The sequence below is a fragment of the Shewanella oncorhynchi genome, from assembly GCF_012584455.1.
GTDB lineage: Bacteria > Pseudomonadota > Gammaproteobacteria > Enterobacterales > Shewanellaceae > Shewanella > Shewanella oncorhynchi.
Genome location: NZ_JABAEB010000003.1, coordinates 335,432 through 354,522, shown reverse-complemented (window position 1 = coordinate 354,522; position 19,091 = coordinate 335,432). Strand labels below are relative to the sequence as shown.

The 19,091-nt window shown below is 43.9% G+C and carries 22 protein-coding genes and 1 riboswitch; of the genes, 3 read left to right on the top strand and 19 right to left on the bottom strand.

What is annotated here, in order from left to right; genetic code table 11:
- Positions 1-79 precede the first annotated feature (79 nt).
- Positions 80-895 carry a substrate-binding periplasmic protein gene (locus tag HGO26_RS06230; protein ID WP_168823968.1) on the top strand — a complete coding sequence of 272 codons (816 nt, stop codon included), beginning with the start codon at positions 80-82 and terminating at the stop codon, positions 893-895.
- Positions 896-962: 67 nt separating this feature from the next.
- Here the strand turns inward: HGO26_RS06230 and HGO26_RS06225 are convergent, their stop codons facing one another.
- From HGO26_RS06225 to HGO26_RS06165, 13 genes are all read right to left on the bottom strand, one after another.
- The gene (locus tag HGO26_RS06225; protein ID WP_168823966.1) at positions 963-1,358 is read right to left on the bottom strand and encodes a hypothetical protein; all 396 of its coding nucleotides are present in this window, start codon (positions 1,356-1,358) and stop codon (positions 963-965) included.
- Positions 1,359-1,686: 328 nt separating this feature from the next.
- Positions 1,687-2,091: a hypothetical protein gene (locus HGO26_RS06220; protein ID WP_105252762.1), complete on the bottom strand. Its 405-nt coding sequence runs from the start codon at positions 2,089-2,091 to the stop codon at positions 1,687-1,689.
- A gap of 32 nt (positions 2,092-2,123) precedes the next feature.
- Positions 2,124-2,588, bottom strand: coding sequence for a GNAT family N-acetyltransferase (locus HGO26_RS06215; RefSeq protein ID WP_028760288.1), 465 nt, complete (start codon positions 2,586-2,588; stop codon positions 2,124-2,126).
- 19 nt (positions 2,589-2,607) lie between these two features.
- The gene (locus HGO26_RS06210) at positions 2,608-3,213 is read right to left on the bottom strand and encodes a GNAT family N-acetyltransferase (RefSeq protein WP_168823964.1); all 606 of its coding nucleotides are present in this window, start codon (positions 3,211-3,213) and stop codon (positions 2,608-2,610) included.
- Positions 3,214-3,645: 432 nt separating this feature from the next.
- On the bottom strand, positions 3,646-4,269 hold the full coding sequence (locus tag HGO26_RS06205) for a 2OG-Fe(II) oxygenase (RefSeq protein ID WP_028760290.1): 624 nt from the start codon (positions 4,267-4,269) through the stop codon (positions 3,646-3,648).
- A gap of 193 nt (positions 4,270-4,462) precedes the next feature.
- Complete coding sequence (locus HGO26_RS06200; protein WP_131525839.1) at positions 4,463-4,960, bottom strand: GNAT family N-acetyltransferase; 498 nt, start codon at positions 4,958-4,960, stop codon at positions 4,463-4,465.
- 30 nt (positions 4,961-4,990) lie between these two features.
- On the bottom strand, positions 4,991-5,539 hold the full coding sequence (locus HGO26_RS06195; protein ID WP_168823962.1) for an NAD(P)H nitroreductase: 549 nt from the start codon (positions 5,537-5,539) through the stop codon (positions 4,991-4,993).
- Between the two features lie 186 nt (positions 5,540-5,725).
- Positions 5,726-6,319 carry an HvfX family Cu-binding RiPP maturation protein gene (locus HGO26_RS06190; protein WP_105252813.1) on the bottom strand — a complete coding sequence of 198 codons (594 nt, stop codon included), beginning with the start codon at positions 6,317-6,319 and terminating at the stop codon, positions 5,726-5,728.
- Between the two features lie 81 nt (positions 6,320-6,400).
- A complete protein-coding gene (locus HGO26_RS06185) occupies positions 6,401-7,258 on the bottom strand; it encodes a DUF6279 family lipoprotein (protein WP_168823960.1) in 858 nt (285 codons plus the stop codon).
- Positions 7,259-7,451: 193 nt separating this feature from the next.
- Positions 7,452-8,549, bottom strand: coding sequence for a phosphotransferase (locus HGO26_RS06180; protein WP_168823958.1), 1,098 nt, complete (start codon positions 8,547-8,549; stop codon positions 7,452-7,454).
- Complete coding sequence (gene pnuC / locus HGO26_RS06175; RefSeq protein WP_168823956.1) at positions 8,549-9,202, bottom strand: nicotinamide riboside transporter PnuC; 654 nt, start codon at positions 9,200-9,202, stop codon at positions 8,549-8,551. The genes HGO26_RS06180 and pnuC overlap by 1 nt, the downstream gene beginning before the upstream one ends.
- A 46-nt stretch (positions 9,203-9,248) precedes the next feature.
- Positions 9,249-9,509: a hypothetical protein gene (locus tag HGO26_RS06170; protein WP_028760297.1), complete on the bottom strand. Its 261-nt coding sequence runs from the start codon at positions 9,507-9,509 to the stop codon at positions 9,249-9,251.
- A gap of 96 nt (positions 9,510-9,605) precedes the next feature.
- A complete protein-coding gene (locus tag HGO26_RS06165; protein ID WP_168823954.1) occupies positions 9,606-11,819 on the bottom strand; it encodes a TonB-dependent receptor in 2,214 nt (737 codons plus the stop codon).
- Between the two features lie 54 nt (positions 11,820-11,873).
- Positions 11,874-12,012: riboswitch (TPP riboswitch) on the bottom strand.
- 197 nt (positions 12,013-12,209) lie between these two features.
- Here HGO26_RS06165 and HGO26_RS06160 point away from each other — a divergent pair.
- Positions 12,210-12,890 (top strand): Crp/Fnr family transcriptional regulator, encoded by a 681-nt coding sequence (locus HGO26_RS06160; RefSeq protein ID WP_168823952.1) that lies wholly within the window; start codon positions 12,210-12,212, stop codon positions 12,888-12,890.
- 67 nt (positions 12,891-12,957) lie between these two features.
- Here HGO26_RS06160 and tsgA read toward each other — a convergent pair whose 3' ends face one another.
- From tsgA to hinT, 6 genes are all read right to left on the bottom strand, one after another.
- The gene (gene tsgA / locus HGO26_RS06155; protein ID WP_168823950.1) at positions 12,958-14,133 is read right to left on the bottom strand and encodes an MFS transporter TsgA; all 1,176 of its coding nucleotides are present in this window, start codon (positions 14,131-14,133) and stop codon (positions 12,958-12,960) included.
- A 50-nt stretch (positions 14,134-14,183) separates the two neighbouring features.
- Positions 14,184-14,888: a purine-nucleoside phosphorylase gene (deoD, locus tag HGO26_RS06150; RefSeq protein WP_012196924.1), complete on the bottom strand. Its 705-nt coding sequence runs from the start codon at positions 14,886-14,888 to the stop codon at positions 14,184-14,186.
- A 301-nt stretch (positions 14,889-15,189) separates the two neighbouring features.
- Complete coding sequence (locus tag HGO26_RS06145) at positions 15,190-15,585, bottom strand: YcfL family putative periplasmic lipoprotein (protein WP_028760301.1); 396 nt, start codon at positions 15,583-15,585, stop codon at positions 15,190-15,192.
- A 169-nt stretch (positions 15,586-15,754) separates the two neighbouring features.
- Complete coding sequence (locus HGO26_RS06140; protein WP_168823948.1) at positions 15,755-16,252, bottom strand: PaaI family thioesterase; 498 nt, start codon at positions 16,250-16,252, stop codon at positions 15,755-15,757.
- The gene (locus tag HGO26_RS06135; protein WP_028760303.1) at positions 16,239-16,766 is read right to left on the bottom strand and encodes a PaaI family thioesterase; all 528 of its coding nucleotides are present in this window, start codon (positions 16,764-16,766) and stop codon (positions 16,239-16,241) included. The genes HGO26_RS06140 and HGO26_RS06135 overlap by 14 nt, the downstream gene beginning before the upstream one ends.
- On the bottom strand, positions 16,763-17,119 hold the full coding sequence (gene hinT, locus HGO26_RS06130; RefSeq protein ID WP_006081303.1) for a purine nucleoside phosphoramidase: 357 nt from the start codon (positions 17,117-17,119) through the stop codon (positions 16,763-16,765). Before hinT ends, HGO26_RS06135 begins: the two co-directional genes overlap by 4 nt.
- Before the next feature lie 144 nt (positions 17,120-17,263).
- Here hinT and HGO26_RS06125 point away from each other — a divergent pair, with 144 nt between their 5' ends.
- Positions 17,264-19,030 (top strand): M61 family metallopeptidase, encoded by a 1,767-nt coding sequence (locus tag HGO26_RS06125; protein WP_168823946.1) that lies wholly within the window; start codon positions 17,264-17,266, stop codon positions 19,028-19,030.
- Positions 19,031-19,091: the final 61 nt, after the last annotated feature.

The window sequence follows — 19,091 nt, the reverse complement described above, 5'->3', positions numbered from 1 at the left end:
CTTTATCGACAGCATTGAACAAATTAAATTGTGTATACTTGTAAAAAATCATTCATGCTAAAAATAACAAGGGGTGACTATGATATTGAGCCAGTTGTGTCGTCTACTCTTTTGTTTAGCCTTAAGCATTAGCGCATTTACTGCGGCTATCGCCCAAGATAAAGTTCAGTCGCCAGCGATTCCCGAGTCAATTCCGACAATTCATGTCGGTGGTTATCAATTTGCTCCCTATGTCCATCAACAACAAGACGGCCGTTACACAGGTCTCACACTCGATATCATTAATGCATTAAATCAAGTACAACAAGAAGTGGTCTTTAAATTTGCCGTCACCAGTATTGAGCACAGATATAAAGCCTATTCCTTAGGTCGCTTCGACATGATGCTCTTTGAGAATCCCGCTTGGGGATGGCAAAAAATAGCGACTCAGTTTATTCCGCTACATATGATAGATGGTGAAGTCTTTATTGCACTTAAAACTAAAGCTCATAACCAAAGCTATTTCAAAAACTTAACCAACAAGTCAATTGCGTTTATCAAAGGATATCACTACCAGTTTGCCCACTTTGAAACCGATGCGAACACGCTGGCAAAGCAATTTCGCCCCTTGTTCGTCAGTCACAATAACGCCTCTATCGAAAGTATTCTGCGTGAACGCGCCGACATAGCGCCCGTGACTAACTCTTACCTACAGTATTATTTAAAGGTTCATCCAGAAGATAGAAAATTACTTTTAATATCAGATAAATGGGACCAAAAATACGCCAATGGCATTTTACTCAACCCCAGTTCACAGCTCGATAGTAAAAGGCTCTCGCACTGGATTGAACTGCTCATCAATAATGGTAAACTCGCTGAACTCGCCGCCCAATACGGTATTCAATTAACCCCATAATTCGCTGTTTATTTTTTCAAACTCTTACGCTTCAATCGCGATGATTTATCAAGCTATCATGAGCAATTTACGCGGCGGATAAGAGTGGCCCTAGCATAGCCAAAATACCAATGAGTAAGAAAATCAGCGCTTGCACTATGAGCATCTGGCCACTATTTGGTGGACTCAGAGTGGCAATATAAAACTGCCAAATCGCAAAGATCCCATAGTTCATCCCGAGGAATAACAACAGGCTAAAGGCATACATCCCAGGGATCACCTTTAATGCACAGGCTAAAAGTGCAGCCGTAGAAACCACAAAAAATACCGATTGGCAGTGAAATAAGCACAGTAGCATTTGCTTGCTTTGCTGTGACACATTCGCCTTCAAGAGTGGCGCTAATAAAACCCGCTTACCATAGATTAAATGGTAGCCACAGACTCCAGCACTCAAAACAGTCGCTGCCATTATTGTTAATACCATAGTGCTCCCATTTAGTACTCATATTTGATTATCTTTGAATATCGTAAACTGAACTAAGAATTTAAAACTGAGGAGAATTTAAACCCAAGGCTTAAATACTTGACCATGTAACTAAGACCCTAAAAACTGCGGTTGAGTTTCAGCCGAGCGAAAATAAGCAACTTGGTTCTAAGCCCCTAAACCAAACGAGGCTAAAATCTATGGGAAAACCGACTCAATATGAATGACTCCATCAGCTCCTTAGTGCTTGTACTTTAACGCAAAAAAGGAGCCATCAGGCTCCTTCTCTTCACAATCCGTAAACGATTACCCTGACTAAAACCTACGATTACATAGTCGCCATAGTCCAATAATTTAAACGCTTTTGTGGATCGGCTAACAGGTTTTTACATTCTTCTTTATATTTACCCATTAACGCACCTAAGTTGCTTGACCCACCTAAGCTTTCGATTTGACGGGCTTTAGCATCGGCAACCGCTTGAGTGACCTCTGCTTCAGAGCTGTATTTCTTAGCTAAATTCTCAGACTCAATTTTAGAACTTTTTAAACGCTCACCCACGGCCTGCATTTGTGGTGCATTCATCGCCCCAATGGCTTCTGAGCTAATTTGATAGTAAGCGGCACATTCAATGGCTTCTTTACTAAACGCTTTTTCTGCTTCATCAGCCCAAACTGCAGTACTGGCACTTAAGACTAAACCACCTAATACTAACGTTTTTACCTGAGTTAACATGTTACTTTTCCTTTTAATCGCCATAAATAAACCTACTCAAGCCCTCGGTGGAGCTCAAGTTCGTAGATATAAAAATCTTGGTTACGCACAAAGCCTAAACCTTCATACAAGCCCTGCGCGCGCTGGTTTTTTTGCTGTGTTTCTAACATCAAATAACTCATATTATGCGCTTTGGCATAACTGGCGGCCTGTAGCACTAACGCCCGCCCAATACCGACACATCGGGCATGTTGAGTCACATACACATCATTGAGGATCAACATAGGGGCCAAACGTAACGATGAAAAACTGGGATACATTTGAACAAAACCTAATCCAAGCCCTTGATTATCTTTAGCAATAAATATCACCGATGAGCCATCTGACACTCTTGAATGAATAAACTGCTCCGCAGCCGCGAGATCATCCCTACGCCCATAAAATTGTCGGTACTCATTGAACAACACTGCAACCTCATGGACATGAGTCACATCTACTCGAGTTATGATGCTTGCCATGGGCTTTTCCTATTTATCATTAGAGTGTTGACGGTCGTTGTCGCAATCGAAATTGCAGACTGTTTTTCACCGTTGGCCACTCGGTATCAATAATGGAATACACCACGGTATCGCGGATAGTGCCGTCCTTAAGAATCTTATGATTTCGCAATACACCATCTTGCTTAGCGCCCAGTCTTGCAATGGCTTGTCTCGAAGCTTGATTATGCCAGTGAGTACGGAACTCAACGGCAATGGCGTCTAAGGTTTCAAAAGCAAAGGTCAATAACAGCAGTTTAGCTTCAGTATTAATCCCAGTGCGCTGGGCACGTTTAGCATACCAAGTGTATCCAATCTCAAGACGGCGATTATCAGACTCCCAGTTGCAAATTCGCGTGCATCCGACGATTTCCCCTGACACTCTATCCCGCACCGCAAAGGGAAAACTCAGGCCCCGCGCTTTTTCTTCGAGTGCTTTAGCCACATAGAGCTTCATCTCTGTTGGCTCAGGGACACTGGTAAACCATAAACGCCAAAGTTGACCATCTGTGACGGCGAGACTCAATGCCGCCACATGGGACAAAGATAAGGACTCAAGTACAATATGCTCACCACTTAAACAACCTAAGTTATCTTCACAGCCCACAGTATCGCCTCCGTTAGATGATAGAAAAGTGTGTTGTAGCGCACGTTTTTATCTAGCCTAACATTAAACGAGAATAAAAAAATACCCTATTTTCAGTATGATTGGACAAATTCATTCCATTGTTGGCGGCTTAGATTACCTAAAGCTTAAGAGTGTAAAAAAATTTGAAAAAATGAGTAGAAGGTAGTTAAAACAGGTTGGAATAAATACTGCTGCGGAAGAACACGCCGTGATGGCCAATCAATATCCGAGAAATAGCCAATGACATTGCGCAGTCGCGATAAGTGATTGGTGATTGGTGATTGGTGATTGGTGATTGGTGATTGATGATTGATGATTGATGATGACCAAAAGCGGCAATCGAGAGCAAAAACACCTAAACCTGTGGGCAGTATTTAGGCGTTTGTTATCAGGTGAAGTTAAAAGCTAAAGTTAAAAGCCATGAACACTGTTACTGACCCTAAACCAGCCCGCAATGCTATTACGCTGGGCCAAGGTTTTGGTCACTTCATGGGGAAAACGCTCACTGAGGAAAATCACAAAATGGCCCATTTTAGGCGCGATGCGCTCAATCTCAATGTCAGCTTCATCATAGATAATCAACTCACCACAATCTGCCGCTTTCCAATCAGGATTTAAGAAAAACACTGTGGTTAAAATACGATTTTGGCTGCCCTTAAGTGCATCAACATGTTTTTTATAAAAGGCCCCAGGCTGATATACCGCATAGTGGCTTTCATAATCGAATAAGCCCATAAACAAGCGACGATTCAAGCCATTTTTGAGTTGTGTCATCAACTCAAGATACTGGGCATCGGGCTCATTTTGCTCTTCTAGCCACTGTATTCTGTCACGACGAATGTCTGGATTTAAGTGCTGTTCAGAACCTCGACCAATAGAGGCAGCTTTTAATTCATATATTTCAGTTGATTGAATTTTTTCCAATAGTACTTGGCTAATACAGGAAGGAACTAAGTCAGATAAAAAGATATAGCCTTTGTCTACCAAGGCATCAGCGATCACGTCCAGCATTGCTTCACTTAATTGCGAAACCATTATGCTACATCCAAAAAAGGGCTACGCTTTTGCTGTACTCAAGGGCTCAAGGAGGGATTAAGTGAGCCTGATTTTCGAGGGGCGTCGATAAGAGATATGATTGCCATATCTCAACGATAAATTTTGCGAAATTCTAGAATAAAGAAGACGGAATTACAATAAAATAAAAACCTATACAAACAACACGTTAACATTAACCAAACAGTTCAACAGGCGCATCATGATCACTAAGCTGCAAACAACGCTCAAAGTGTAATCCAAGTTTGTTCAGCAAAGCTTTTGAAGCACTATTATGACTGCTAACAATCGCGACAATACGCTCAATACCTAAACTTTTACCTAAGTCAAAAGCGGCTTTAGCCGCTTCGAATGCATAGCCCTTGCCCCAATATTGCGGCAAAAAAGCATAGCCTATATCGACATTGTCCAGTGTCGGCCGTTTGATTAAACCGCAGATGCCAATAGTGAATCCATTCTCGGCGAGCACTACAGCATAAAAACCAAAACCGCACTCGGCATAACTTTTCATCGGTCCATTGACGATATAATCCTTAGCCTGCACAAGTGTGCGTACTCCTCTATCCCCGATATTCTCTATAAAGCCTTGGCTATTGAGCAAGACTAACATAAAAGAAGCGTCGGCTGGGGTTAACTGCCGCAGGATGAGTCTAGGAGTACGCGCAACTTGCATAGAATTTCTCCACTAAAAATAGAGGCGGATTTATAAATAACGGACGTACTGACTGCCGTCCTTTTGCGGTTTCTTAGGAGCAGTAACGGCTGGCGTACCCACATACAAAAAGCCGACGATTTGATCGTGTGGCTCAAGACCTAAAGCAACATTCACATTCGCATCAAAGGCAAAATCCCCTGTACGCCACACGGCACCTAAACCTAAGGCAAAGGCAGCCTGCTGCATCGCCATGGTCGCACAACCCGCTGCAATGAGCTGTTCAAGTACGGGGACTTTGGGATGTTGCTGCGTTTTCGCCACGACAGTAATCACCATAGGCGCACGCATTGGCATGCCCTTAGCTTTATTGACAAAATCCTCATCGGCGTCGCTCGCTTTCGCTGCCTCAACAAAGATATCTGCCAAGGTATCTAACCCTTTTCCTACGGCAATAATAAATTCCCATGGCGCTAAAGCGCCATGATCTGGCACACGAATGGCAGCATCTAAGATGATTTTTAATTGACTCGCATCTGGAGCAGGAGCAGTTAATCGTGGGGTTGATTGGCGAGTGAGTAAAAGTTCAATAGCGTCCAAGTTCTTATCCTAGTTCGATATAAATTGCGCTCAAGCATAGCAAATTGCTGACAAAGAGGCATAAAAAAATCCCACCGCTTGAGTGGGATTTAACTTGTTGAGTGCACTTAACAATCGAGTGGGCTTCAAAATTAAATGCGCTTGAAAATCCGATGCAGTTAACAATTGGGCCCGCTTCAGAAAGACTTACTTAATCCCACAGCGCTTAGCGATGAAATAATCTAGGCTAGTGTAACGACCACCGCCTAAGGTAAAAAGCGCCAGCAACATAATAAAATAGGTGATCGCAAACTCAATCCCATTATTAAGCACAGCTAAGTTACCTGAGCTAGTCAGCCAGTCATAGTTACCGTGCTCCTGCAATATTTCTTTGGCTTTCGCCAGTTTATCCCCTGCCTCAAGCACTCTGTCGTTGGCTAGCCAAGAGCTACCATCGGCAATCGCTAACCAACCATTTGGCCAATGCACAGTCAATGCGGCGACCAACATAGTGACCATTAAAGGGATAGAAATCAGTCGCGTCGCGAGCCCAAGCAGTAACAAGATAGCGCCAAAGAACTCAGTTCCCGCCGCCAGTCCTGCCATTAACGCCGGCATTGGCAGACCTAAGCCCCAATCGGGATTGGCAAACCAAGCAACCGTATCTTCAAAGTGAGCGAGCTTGTTATAGCCTGCTTGCATTAACACAGGTGCAAGGTAAATCCTAAGGGCTAATGGCGCTAAGCCTTCGAAATAGCGGCTCATATTGAGCAGTTTCTGATAAAGGGATACGAGTAGCATAAGGTCTCTATTTAGTCGTTAGTAGGCTGATTTATTGGCTTGCAGGAATAGACCCTAGTAAGGCAATAAATCTTTCATGGCCTAGGCTTCTTTTTCAATCGCTTCCTGATTCAGTTCCTTGAGATCTTGAATGAGCCCACCTAACTTTTTATAAAAATGCTTAGACTGCTGCTCCGATAAGCTCGTATTCAGCGCCAGCAGCAAAGTCCCGAATGCCTCAGTATTTTTACGTAAAAACACTTTATGTTGTTCTGACTTAAGCTCATCGGGCTGCGTCATCAGCAAGGTCAAACGCTCGGTTAATAATGTTTTATCGGCGCGCTGACCCAATGCAACTTCAAACTGGCGTAACCATTCGTGTCTGTACTCAAGCCACATATCTAAGGTGGATAAACGCTGTTGATTATATTGGTGAATAAGCACTTTTTGCTCCGCAGTTACACTTCCAAGCCAATCATCAAATTGGGTTTGAAGGTTTTCATCGGCATCTTTTTGTAACTGTTCAGGGGTTTTACCCGCAAATTCTTTAACGAGCTCCTGCTCTTCCTCCCGTAATTTTGTGAGGATCTGCTTCACCTGTTCATCGGACAAAGACATTATGATAGGTAGAAGCTCGGGCAAGGCGAACTCAAACAATCGAAACCAATGCCGCTTAGCAATATTCACATGATCTGCCCATAGCACTGGCGTTAACGTATTGGTTTTTATGAGGATTTCAACTTCTGTTAATTGCACCACATAATGAGCTAACTCTTTGGATTGGTGCCAAATGACAAATTTTTCAATGAGGGAATCGAATGCCTTTTGCTGAGATTTATCTAAGGTAACATAATCCTCTTGCTCCCAGCCGATGGCCCAGTCGAGGAAATGATAACTGAATTTAGTGGAGCAGGCGCTTAAGCCTAAGAGACACACAAGTAGCATCACGCCTTTTTTCATACTGAATAATCCATCCTAGAATTGTTGCTAATAAGACGCTTGAGACTATATAAAGTTGCTTTTTATATCAAACAAGTTTGTCTAATAAAGGTTTTCAGTATGTTCTACCCGCATGTCCCACCAATCGCGCGGTCAATGCCATAAGGGAATGAGCAATTATCATCAGATGGAAACTAAGCACACGCAATAATGACTATTTGGGGGTGATCAGCGGCCAGAAGCAATCAAACCAAGCAAGGTAGTCGGCGCTACGACTGGGTTCTGTTTGCGCTGCCATCAATAATGCCCAGTAGCAAGCAAATACCCAATACATGTCAATAGCGGCAGGCACTGCCGTTACTGCTTGTGCAGTAACATAAGGATGCCCACTCAGATACTGTTTCACCAACACACTTTGCTGATAGGGCGTTAACGCATGGGTCGCTAACACTACAGCTAACTCACACAGTGGATGCGACGCAGTCGCATACTCAAAATCAATACAACACAAGCGGTTACTTTTGAGTAACAAATTATGGGGATTAAGATCGCGATGGCAAAACTGCGGCTTGATTATGCAGGCTGCTAACTCATCACACCAATGTTTAATTTCGATTTGAATTGCAAGCAGCTTAGCCACCCGCTCATTCCAATCGTGAGTATTGCTATCACCAATATCACTACCCTGCTTCAATGGCACAGGTCGCCTTAATACTGGCTCACTAAATGTTGCAGAAGCCTGATAGGCAAGTATTTGCTGGTGATATTCCTGCCACTGCTCAGTGATACTAATAGCGTAAGGCCCTGTAGGCAGATCGCGTAATTGCAGCAATAACGCCAATAGTAAACAATGGGCTTGGTTAGGATGCGTTTCTTGTTCTGCTGCCGGATACTGTAAATAATTAAACGTCGATTGCCCCAGCACAAAATCAGCAGCACTCGTTTGGCGCTCTAACGCTGGCCAGTGGATTAAGACCTCGTTTTCAATATCGTCACTTTCAATAAAATCACTGAGGTAATAACGCTCATCTTCGCACACCCACAACAGTTCAGGAGCAAGTTTAGCTTGAGCCAATTGCTGCCAGTAAAAACGCTCCTGCTGGCGGTTGCAAAAACTGTCCGCCGCATCGGCATTCACCCGCAACACATAACTGCCTGTGGGCGTAGTGATTTTATAGTTGTGATTACTTAAGCCGCCCGCAAGCTCATGAATACTTAACACGTTAACTAGCCCAGCACTTTTGAGTATGGGGTAAAGTGCTTTGAATAGCTCGCCTGCTGAGCGTTGCATCGAGGCGTTTATATCGAGCATTAACTGAGTAACTTCAAGGTATTAGCTTCACGGGCATCGGCTAACGCGGTTCGCCACAGGAAATACCCCACGACCGCCAAACCCACATAAAGCACGAATAACAAGGATGTCAGCATCAAGCCTTTGCTGAGGTAAAGGTAAATCGACACTATGTCGATAACCACCCAATAAAGCCAATTCTCAAGTACCTTTTTTGCCACTAAATAAGTCGTCATCACGGCGAAACAGGTTGTCGCCGCATCTAGATACGGGAATGCGGCTTGGGTATACGTCGCCATACCGTGGCCAACCAAAAGCGAAATCACTCCCGTCGCTGCGATCAACTTTAAATGGGTTTTCAATGGCCAAGTGGTCACTTTTACTCCTTGATGCTTATCACCACCTTGGGTCCAGAGCCAATATCCATAGAGCGCCATCGCCATGTAATAGACGTTAAGCACAGACTCCATCAGTAGCGACACCTTCCAAAACAACACAGTGTAAATGGCGGTACTGGCAAAGGCCGCCGCCCAGCACCACACACTGGCCTTCATCGCCAGCAGTAAATATGCCATCGCCAGCAATACCGCGAGTACTTCCCATACGGTCATCACATGGACTTCACCAAAGGCCGTATTAACGCTCTCGACCAAGGTTAACCATAAATCTGTCATAGTGTTGTTCTCATTGCCTATTTGTTGCTTACATGGCGGTCAATCATTATTCGCTGTGGGCTAAATTCAGCTCACCACCGATAAACTTACACACAAATACCGCCTTGCCCCACTTCTCATGGGCCGCTTGCATCTCGGTCGCCAGCATAGTCATCACATCTAAATAATCGCCGCACACTTGAGTTGCCATCGCATTAGTCACGCGCTCGATATTGGGATAGCTATCCACGCGGCCAATAAACCACTTGATAGGATCAAGGTAATTTTCATTAAAGGGATACATGCTAATTTCTGCGGTCAGTTTCATTTTAATTCCTTGATATTCTGAAGTAAGGCTGTAGCCCAAACACTGGGCTACAGTTCAGTTACACTTAAATGATTGTGCTCACTTTAAAATGAGCTATTACATAAACTTAACGTTAAAGGTTACGCCAATCTGACGCGGATCGCCGTAACGAATATATTGCTTTTCCGCCCAACCGTTATCTGGCTCATTGCCAAAATAGAAGCCACGCACACCGTATTCCTCATTAAACAGATTGCGCCCCCATAAATATGCCGACCATGCGCTCGCCTCATAACCTACGCGAGCATTGACGATAGTGTAGGGTTCAGAGCGGGATTCATTGCTGTCTGAATAATAGAATTCACTCTTACCGCTAAGATTCAGGTTAGCAAACCAACCCGAATTAGCACGATAAGTCCCGCCAAGGCTGTAGGTAAGATGTGGAGAATGGGCTAGATCGCGGCCAGTTAAATCCACCTCAGTGCCATATTTGTCCTGATACTGGTAGTCACCGTAGGCCGTTTCTAACCAACCTAAGCTTGAGTAAACTTGCAGATTATCCGTGGCATACCAGGTTGCATCTAACTCAGCGCCATAGTTATTCGAACTGCCTGCATTTTCAGTGAACAAGATAAAACGCTGTGGTTTATCGGGATCTTGCTGTGATGCAGCCACCTGTTGATCTTGTCTGTCCATATAGAACAGCGCCAAATTAGTATCGATAAGTCCAGCTAACCAATGGGATTTAAGGCCGATTTCATAGTTATAGAGCGTCTCAGTACTAAACTCTTTTTTATCGTTCAATTCGACGGGCAAAGTCATGTTGAAACCGCCCGCCTTGTAACCGCGTGCGACTCGGACATAAGCATTGTGTGAGTCGTTCAGCACTTTACTCACAGCAATATGACCACCCCACATGGTTTCGCTCGGGTCGAAATTATCGTTATTCGTATCAGAGTAATGGCTGTTGCGACGCTCTAAACGTAGACCCACAGATAAAGCATAATTTGAGCCCAAATCCGTATCAAGCTGGCCAAACAGCGCATAATTTGTCGCCTCATACTCTGAGTCTAAGACTTCATCCGGCGAAGCATTGTATTCAGAATACAATTGGTTATCTTCTTTCAGATTCATGGCATACACACCAAGCAACCAATCTGTACTCTCTGCAAAAATACGGCCCTGCTCGGTAGAACTTAGGCGAAACTCTTGCGACACGGTTTTACGCTGACCCGTTTTATCCCAAAAATAATCGTATTGACACGGCGCCAGATTGCCATCATTACATTGCTTAGAGGCCCAATATTCTGAGTTAGCCCAATCGCCATCGTAACTGTAATGGTGATCGGTATTGGCAAAAGAGGTTAACGAAGTTAATTCGAAGTTTTCTGCGCCAGAATAGGTCGCTTTAAAACCCGCGCCTGTGGTGCGCTGACTATCAACACCCGGTTGATCCGATGTTGTCTGGGTTGGTGAATTGGTTAAACTCCACACATCATAGCCATTATCAAAATCGGCATGCAGCACTGTTAAATCAAACTGCAAATCATCTGTCGCATACCAGCGCAGCTTAGCGCGGCCGCTGAATTCATCGCGACCATTGGTATCATCACGGCCTAAATACAGGTTATCGTGGTAACCATTTTGCTGGTGCTGCTGCATTGACACACGATAAAGCAGCTTGCCAGAATCCGTTAATGGGCCCGAGCTAAACCCGCTAAAAGTGCGTAAATCATCATCGCCTAACGACACTTCGCCACCATGCTCAAACACATCAGTTGGATCGTTACTCTTCAGATAAATCAATCCCGCTAAGGCATTCGCGCCGTAACGCGTCCCCTGCGGTCCACGAAGCACTTCGACCTGCTGTAAATCGTACATGCTCGACACCATACCAATACCGGATAAATCGATATCATCTATGATGTAACCCACGGAAGAATTAGGTGCGCCTTGGTATTGTTCCTGCTCTCCTACACCGCGAATTTGAAAATATTTCGGCCGAGAGCTTCCACCTGACCAGTTAAAATTGGCGATAGAATTAAGCAGATCTTCAAAGTGTTGCACACTTTCATCTTGAATTTTTTGACTGTCGATAACGGTAATGCTGGAGGGCATTTTTTCTAAGCTTGAACTGCGAAAATCCGCCGTCACCACCATGACTTCCATCTCAGGGTTGGGATCGGGTTTATCGATAGCATCAGTTTGTGCAAGTGCAGAAGTGCTCATCGCAGCAGCAATGGCTAATGCCAGCGGCGCTCGGGCTAAAAATAAGCTTAGCGATACGGTTGAAAATGGGGATTGATGGTTTGACGTTTTACGGTTTGACATAGGACCTCAAATATAATGTTTGAGATCCGGCAACGAATAAGCGATTCAGAAGTGTGCTGTTGATTGGCCCATTCCTACGCCGGTATTAGCCGGATCAGGTTCTAAGGGTTCGTCAGATGACATCTCAGTTTGCAGCCGTTAACGTTAAAATCAGAGTAACATTAATGCACAACAAACACCCCTTGGCGGCGCCTAGTATACATGACGGAAATAAAAAGTGGGCACTCTTATCTCCGCGATTCAATTAAATGTCGCGAAAACCACTACCCTTCAGTTCGTATGATGAAAATATCTTTAGTAGCCGCCTAAATCCTTTCGTCCATTTGACCGCCTATCATGATAATGCTATAGAAGGTCGCAATTTCGAACACAGTAAGAGGATCATAGTCGATGCAGCTAAAACCTTTATCGAAAGGACGTTATAGCCAGCGATGGGAGCAAGACTATCCACTTATTGAAGCGGTTGTACTTAGCTGCATCAGCGAAATCAAAATGCTCAAAAAAGGCGCTCACCTCATGACGCAGGGGGAAGCGATGGCATCACTTGTATTGGTGAAGCAAGGTCGCGTATCACTCGGCCATACCGCGAGAAATGGTCGGTGTTTTCAATTAGGTACTATTGATTGTGATTCACAACTGTTTGGCGAAATGGAGTTCTTCACCCAGTACCACTGTCAATTAGACATTATTGCCAGTGAACCCTTAGAAATCATGTTGATTAACGCTGAAAAACTACAACATTGCCTCGGTCAGCATCCTCAACTCGCGCTATTTTTCGCTAGTGCAATTGCGATTGACTACCAAGACACAGTGGATATTTTTACTCGGCGACTGCTCTATCCTATCAGTTATAACGTGGCATTTGATATTTACCATGAATACTTAAATGACTTGCCCGTAGATGGCTTTAGTAAACGCTATTTAGAGGCTGAACGATTTGGCACTACCGACCGAGTCTACCGTCGGGCGCTACAAAATCTTGAGGAACGAGGCTTAATTGAGCGGAAAAAAGATGGTATTCGGATTTGTGATCTCAACGCACTCAAGAAATTTGTTGAAGCAGGTATATAACCGCTTTCAACATAACCCACACTCGACTTAATTTAACAACCGAGTGTGGGATGGATGCACAGGTTAATTAACTTACCGATGGCGAGTGTTGTTCCATAGCCGGTTTCATCCGACTTGAAACGATCAATAGCATAAATATCGCTGCGTAAAGCAGAGGAATCACGTACATCACTGTTTGTAATCCGATAATACGTTCAAAGAAAGAACTGATGGCTGGGCTAAACATCGCCCCTGCACTTCCGCTAATAAGTATATATGACACATTTTTGCTGCTGGCTTTTTTTACAAAAGACACGCCATAAGCAATAAATGCATTATAAAGCGCGGCACACACAAAACCATAACCATAAGTTAAATAAGCTATCCAATTAAGATTATTGGTACTGACAATGGCAGCGGTGATCACCATAGCTAAAGCAATAATACCAACTAAGAAATGGTGAATTTTTACACGAGTCACAATCACAGTCGAAATTAATGCACCAATTAGCGCAGCGGACCAATACTGGGTAATAATATTACCGGCATCTTCAAACGGAATATCAAATTTTTGTTTTACAAATAAAGGTGCCCAAGTTAAAAAAGTATATAAAGCCAGCATTCCTAAAAATAAACCAATACCTCCACTAATAATGCCGAGATTCCATTCAGACTGTTGTTTCTCTTGTGTTGTAGAAGATTGCTCGCAAATAGAGAAATGAGTGAACAAGGTAATAATGACTGTAACGAACGCCACTAAACCTACGGCTAAATAGCTATAACTCCATGATAATGAACTTGTTAATGCATAAGTCGTTATCAATGGAAAAATAACGCCTGCAATATTAAACGTCGCATCTTGCACCACTAACATTGTGCTTTGTAATTTCTCTTGCCACACAGACACCACAATCGTACCAGCAATACATAGACCGATACCGCCACAAAAACCAATCAAGGTCATTGCTACCATCACAACTTGTAGGGAACTGGTTAAATGTAAAGCCAGAGCAGAAAGAGCAACCAGACTGTAACTTATCAAGGTCATTCTTTTGATACCCATTTTTTCAATAAAGAAAAATGCTGCAATCGTCCCAGCGAGTGCACCACCATTGAGCAATGAAAAGATTGATGCAACTTCGTTAACATTAGCGGCAAATTTCTCAGCTATGGGTTCAATCAACATCCCAAATTGGGTCGCAAAGCCCGCCATAATAAAATTGGCGAGAAAACTGATGGCTGTTAAAGTAATTTTATTATTCATTATGTCATTCCATAAGTGAAATGCTAAGGGTTCAAAGGATGGCTTTAAACCTAATTGAGGGCGGTTTCTAACGCGAGCTCGATCATATTATTAAAAGAGAGTTGACGTTCTTCGGCCGTTGTTTCTTCACCGGTTAAACAATGATCCGATACCGTTAAAATGGCTAATGATTCGATACCTTGTTGGTGTGACAATCCATAAAGCCCCGCCACTTCCATATCAATACCTAATACCCCAAAACGTTCAAGTGCGGGGATCATATCTTCATCGGGATCGTAATAAAGATCACCACTAAAGATATTGCCAACTTTTACACTAATGCCTTTCTCATTCGCTGTGGTATAAGCTTTATGCAATAAAGAAAAGGTCGCAGAAGTTGCCATTTGGTAGCCGCTACTACGCTTAGCGTTAGTGGGTGAATCCGTGCCTGCGGCTTGGGCTAAAATGACATCTCGCATTTGTACATGTTTTTGTGTTGCACCTAAACTGCCAATACGAATAATGCGTTTCACGCCAAAATAATTAATCAGCTCATGGCCATAGAGCACCATAGATGAAATACCCATACCATGCCCCATAACGGAAATGCGTTGTCCTTGGTAAAAGCCTGTGTAACCAAGCATATTGCGAACATTCGTGACTTCTACGGCATCGGTGAGATAGGTTTCAGCGATATATTTAGCACGTAGTGGATCACCCGGCATAATAACAGTTTCAGCAAAATCAGTAGGTTGAGCATTAATATGAGCAGTCATCTTTCTATCCTCATGTGGTAATATGCTGATAGTAGTGCTCAATCACTGAATGTATTTAGGACTAAAGTCCGGATTTCATCTTGCCGTAAACCTTTTTGCTTAAAAATGGGTAATTTATCGCAACTTTCAAGGTCAAAAAGACGAAAGCTAATAACATTTGAGTGACCTTAAGGTCATTGAACGTTGATGTAAAACGAATAAAAAGGCTTACTCCTTAAAAGAAGTAAGCCTTTTTAGAACGGGTTTAATATCAAAAAAATCAATTAAACTCGGAATAAACTAAACAGAAGCAAACTCAAGCTTAGTTTGAAAAGGTTTCACGCACATATACATCAAATTTAACCACTTGGGCATTAGGTGCTACGGCGCCGACTTGCAATTGCTGTTTGCCGTGTAATTTTACCGATTTCCAGCTGGTCGCTTCATCTTCGATAGTAAAGCCGCTGGCATCGTACCAAGTGAATTTATATTGCACACGCATATCGGAAGAGGATTTGCTAACAATCAACGCTGAGCCCTGCACTAAATCACCGACTCGGCGTGCATCCACACTCTGTACCGCAATATCTCGGGCAAAGCTGGAATTATCGACGCGGGTTTCACCCAGTGAGCTCACTGAAATCCCTGCGGTATGTGAGGCACAAGCACCTAAGGTAAGCGCTGCGGCCAGTAATAACCCTGTATAAACTTGTTTCATATATTTCTCCTAGTCACGCCACAAAATACGCAGCTAGCGCATCATTTCCTATTAAACGACAAACTAATCGAACAGTGCTGAACTCATGCTTAATAACATAGGCTAAATAAAGCATTCTCAATCTAAAATAGTGAATCAGTCATGCTTCATCAATCTAAACTTAATCAGATTAATCAATCAAAAAATGTGCCCGTGCCGTAGCAATAAGCTGCTTACGATTGGTTTGCCAACAATCAATATTCACGTTGGCGACTCGTCGACCCTGACGGGTAATACGACACTCAGCAAAACTATCCTTGTGCAGACCTGCACGTAAATAGTCGATTGAAAAATCAACGACTTTAGGAACCTTTGCTGTTTGCATAAATACCATTAACTGCACTATCGCTGACATTTCCATAAAGCCCGCAATCACGCCGCCATGAATGGCGGGCAACACGGGATTACCGATATTGTCGTCTTTAGCGGGCAATTTAAAAATCAGTTCATCACCAAAACGCTCCACCTTCATGCCAATAAATTTGGCATAGGGAACGTGCTCAAGTAAATGGCCAAAATCATTAAGTTCAGTGGCGCGTTTAACTATGCCTTGCACATCAATAGGCGCTTTAACCTGTGCGTTTTGAGTTGTACTGGCGGCATCTAGTATCGAATTATTTGCGCTCATCACTCTCTCCTATCGCAGGCACGGCTTCACCCATTAACGCTTGCCTAAAGGCATCACCGACCATTTCAGGGCTGATCCGCATAAAAGAGCCGACGGCATGGGCGATGGGATCGTCGATACTGTCTTGGTAAGCAATTGCACGGGTAAAGGCAATATTAGAAGACAACTTATAGCATTCCGCAAATCCAAATACAGGCTTATGGGGCTGAGCGGGCTTCATGTAGTCCACCCGCAAATCGAGCGTAGGTGATATTTCTAATAATTTGAATTTATGGAAAATAGCGCTCACGACTGCACTGCCACAGGCAGTATCCATTAAGGTAGTGATCACTCCACCATGGATAACGCCCGTATCGGGATAACCAATTAATTCAGTGCTGTAGGGCAACTCAATCAACACATGGTGCTCACTCGCCTCCAATACGGTTAAACCGAGACGGCGACACTGAGCTAGTTGATCCACAAACCGCTGCGCCATTTGGGTCAGCGGGAAAAAATCCGAATTGACCTTCATTTGCCTTGGCTCAACATGGGCCCCAGAGGCTCCCCGCCCACAAGGTGGAAATGAATGTGATAGACTTCTTGTCCACCATGTTGATTGCAGTTCATGATCAGTCGGTAGCCATCTTTAGCAATACCCGCTTCCGCCGCCAATTTAGCTGCAACCGTCATCATACGGCCAAGTACCGGCTCATCAGAGGCTTTCATGTCGTTCGCCGTTGGGATCAAGTGATTCGGTACAATCAAAATATGGGTCGGCGCCTTAGGGGAAATGTCTCTAAAGGCAGTCACAAGTTCATCTTGATACAGAATATCCGCGGGAATTTCGCGACGAATAATTTTGCTGAAAATCGTTTCTTCGGCCATGGGGCGTCCTCCTTGGGTTAGTTGGCATAGTATACTAGCAATTCAATACTTTGTGTCTGCAGATATTTTGCTTTTCATTTGCCAGTTGCAGGCATTTTTGGCAGCATGGCCACCATTAAAACACTCAGGTTTTGTAGGATAAATATGATCCATTACCAGATAATCCCCGTCGATCCGAAAGCCCATTTATTCGCTGTCACTATGACATTATCACAACCCAAGCCAGTGCAGGTCTTTAGCCTACCCGCTTGGCTGCCAGGCAGTTATATGGTGCGTGACTTTGCCAAAAATATCATTGAACTCAAGGCACAAGATGCACAAGGCCAAACGCTTAAGCTCACCCAACTAGATAAGCAAACTTGGTCGGTTGATAATAATAGCAGCGAAATTATTCTGACTTATCAAGTGTATGCTTGGGATCTGTCGGTGCGCACCGCGCATTTGGACACGACCCACGGCTTCTTTAATGGCAGTAGCGTATTTTTATCCGCCCATGGTTTCGAAGACACTTTACATACCGTCTCTATAGAGCCACCAACAGAGCCAACATTAAGTGACTGGCGCCTTGCTACCAGCATGACTCGCACCAGTGGTGACGATTTTGCCTTCGGCCAATTTTCAGCTAAAAGCTATGACGAGCTCATCGATCATCCGGTGGAAATGGGTTTATTCACCTTAGGGAGTTTTGATGCCTGTGGCGTGCGGCATGATATCGTACTCAATGGTCGCCACCGTGCTTGCATGCCAAGGCTCTGCCAAGATTTAAAGAGCATTTGTGAGTATCAGATTAACTTATTTGGTACGCCTGCACCGTTTAAACGTTATTTGTTTATGACCTCAGTATTAGACAATGGCTTTGGCGGTTTAGAGCACAGAGCTTCTACTGCATTAATGTGTTCACGCAAAGACTTACCACTGTCGCTCGATGCGCCAGTCAATAACGACTATCGCACTTATTTATCCCTGTGCAGCCACGAGTATTTCCACAGCTGGAACGTTAAGCGCATTAAGCCTGAATGCTTTTTACCCTATAAACTTGATGCAGAAACCTATACGCCACAATTATGGGCCTATGAAGGCATCACCTCCTATTACGATGACTTTCTTACCTATCGTGCAGGTCTGGTAGATGAACAAAGCTATTTAGATATGCTGAGTGATACCTTCACCCGTGTCTATCGCAGCCAGGGGCGCTTTAAACAAAGTGTTAAGGACTCAAGCTTTAATGCTTGGACTAAGTTCTACAAGCAGGATGAAAACGCACAAAATGCCATCATCAGTTATTACACTAAAGGGGCTCTGTTTGCGCTGTATTTAGATTTAACCCTGCGCAGCGAAACCCTTGGCAAATACAATCTCGACCATGTTATGCAGATTTTATGGCAGGAATATGCTCTGCAAGATAAAGGCACCACAGATACTTGCCATCAAGCCATCGTGGAACGACTCCTTGGTCGTGATTGCCAAGATCTGTTTGCCTACTTAGATAGCACTGACGATATTCCGTTAGCGGCTTTACTCGCCGAATTTGGAGTCAACTTGAGTCTTCGAGCCAGTCAAGGTGCGCAAGATGTGGGCGGCGGGCAAGCGAAAGGTTATGAGATTGCATTCGGCGCGAAAACCCAAGCAGCACCTATAGGATTAAAAATCGTGACAGTCACCCAAGGCAGCCCTGCACACCTTGCAGGGTTAAGTGCAGGTGATGTGTTAATTGCCGCGGATAACCTACAAGTCACAGGACAATTTGAGGCGCAGCTACAGCAGTATCCGCTGGGTGAATCCTTGAATTTACATTGGTTTAGACGGGATGAATTGATGACGGGTGAATTGATGATAACTGCCGCGCCTAAGGATACTGTCGCCCTATCCATTCGTGACAAAAGCAAAATAGCGGCTTGGCTTGGACGTTAATAGACTTTCTGCTTAAGAACACTTTTGAGAAATAATAAAAGGGGCTTTAGCCCCTTTTATC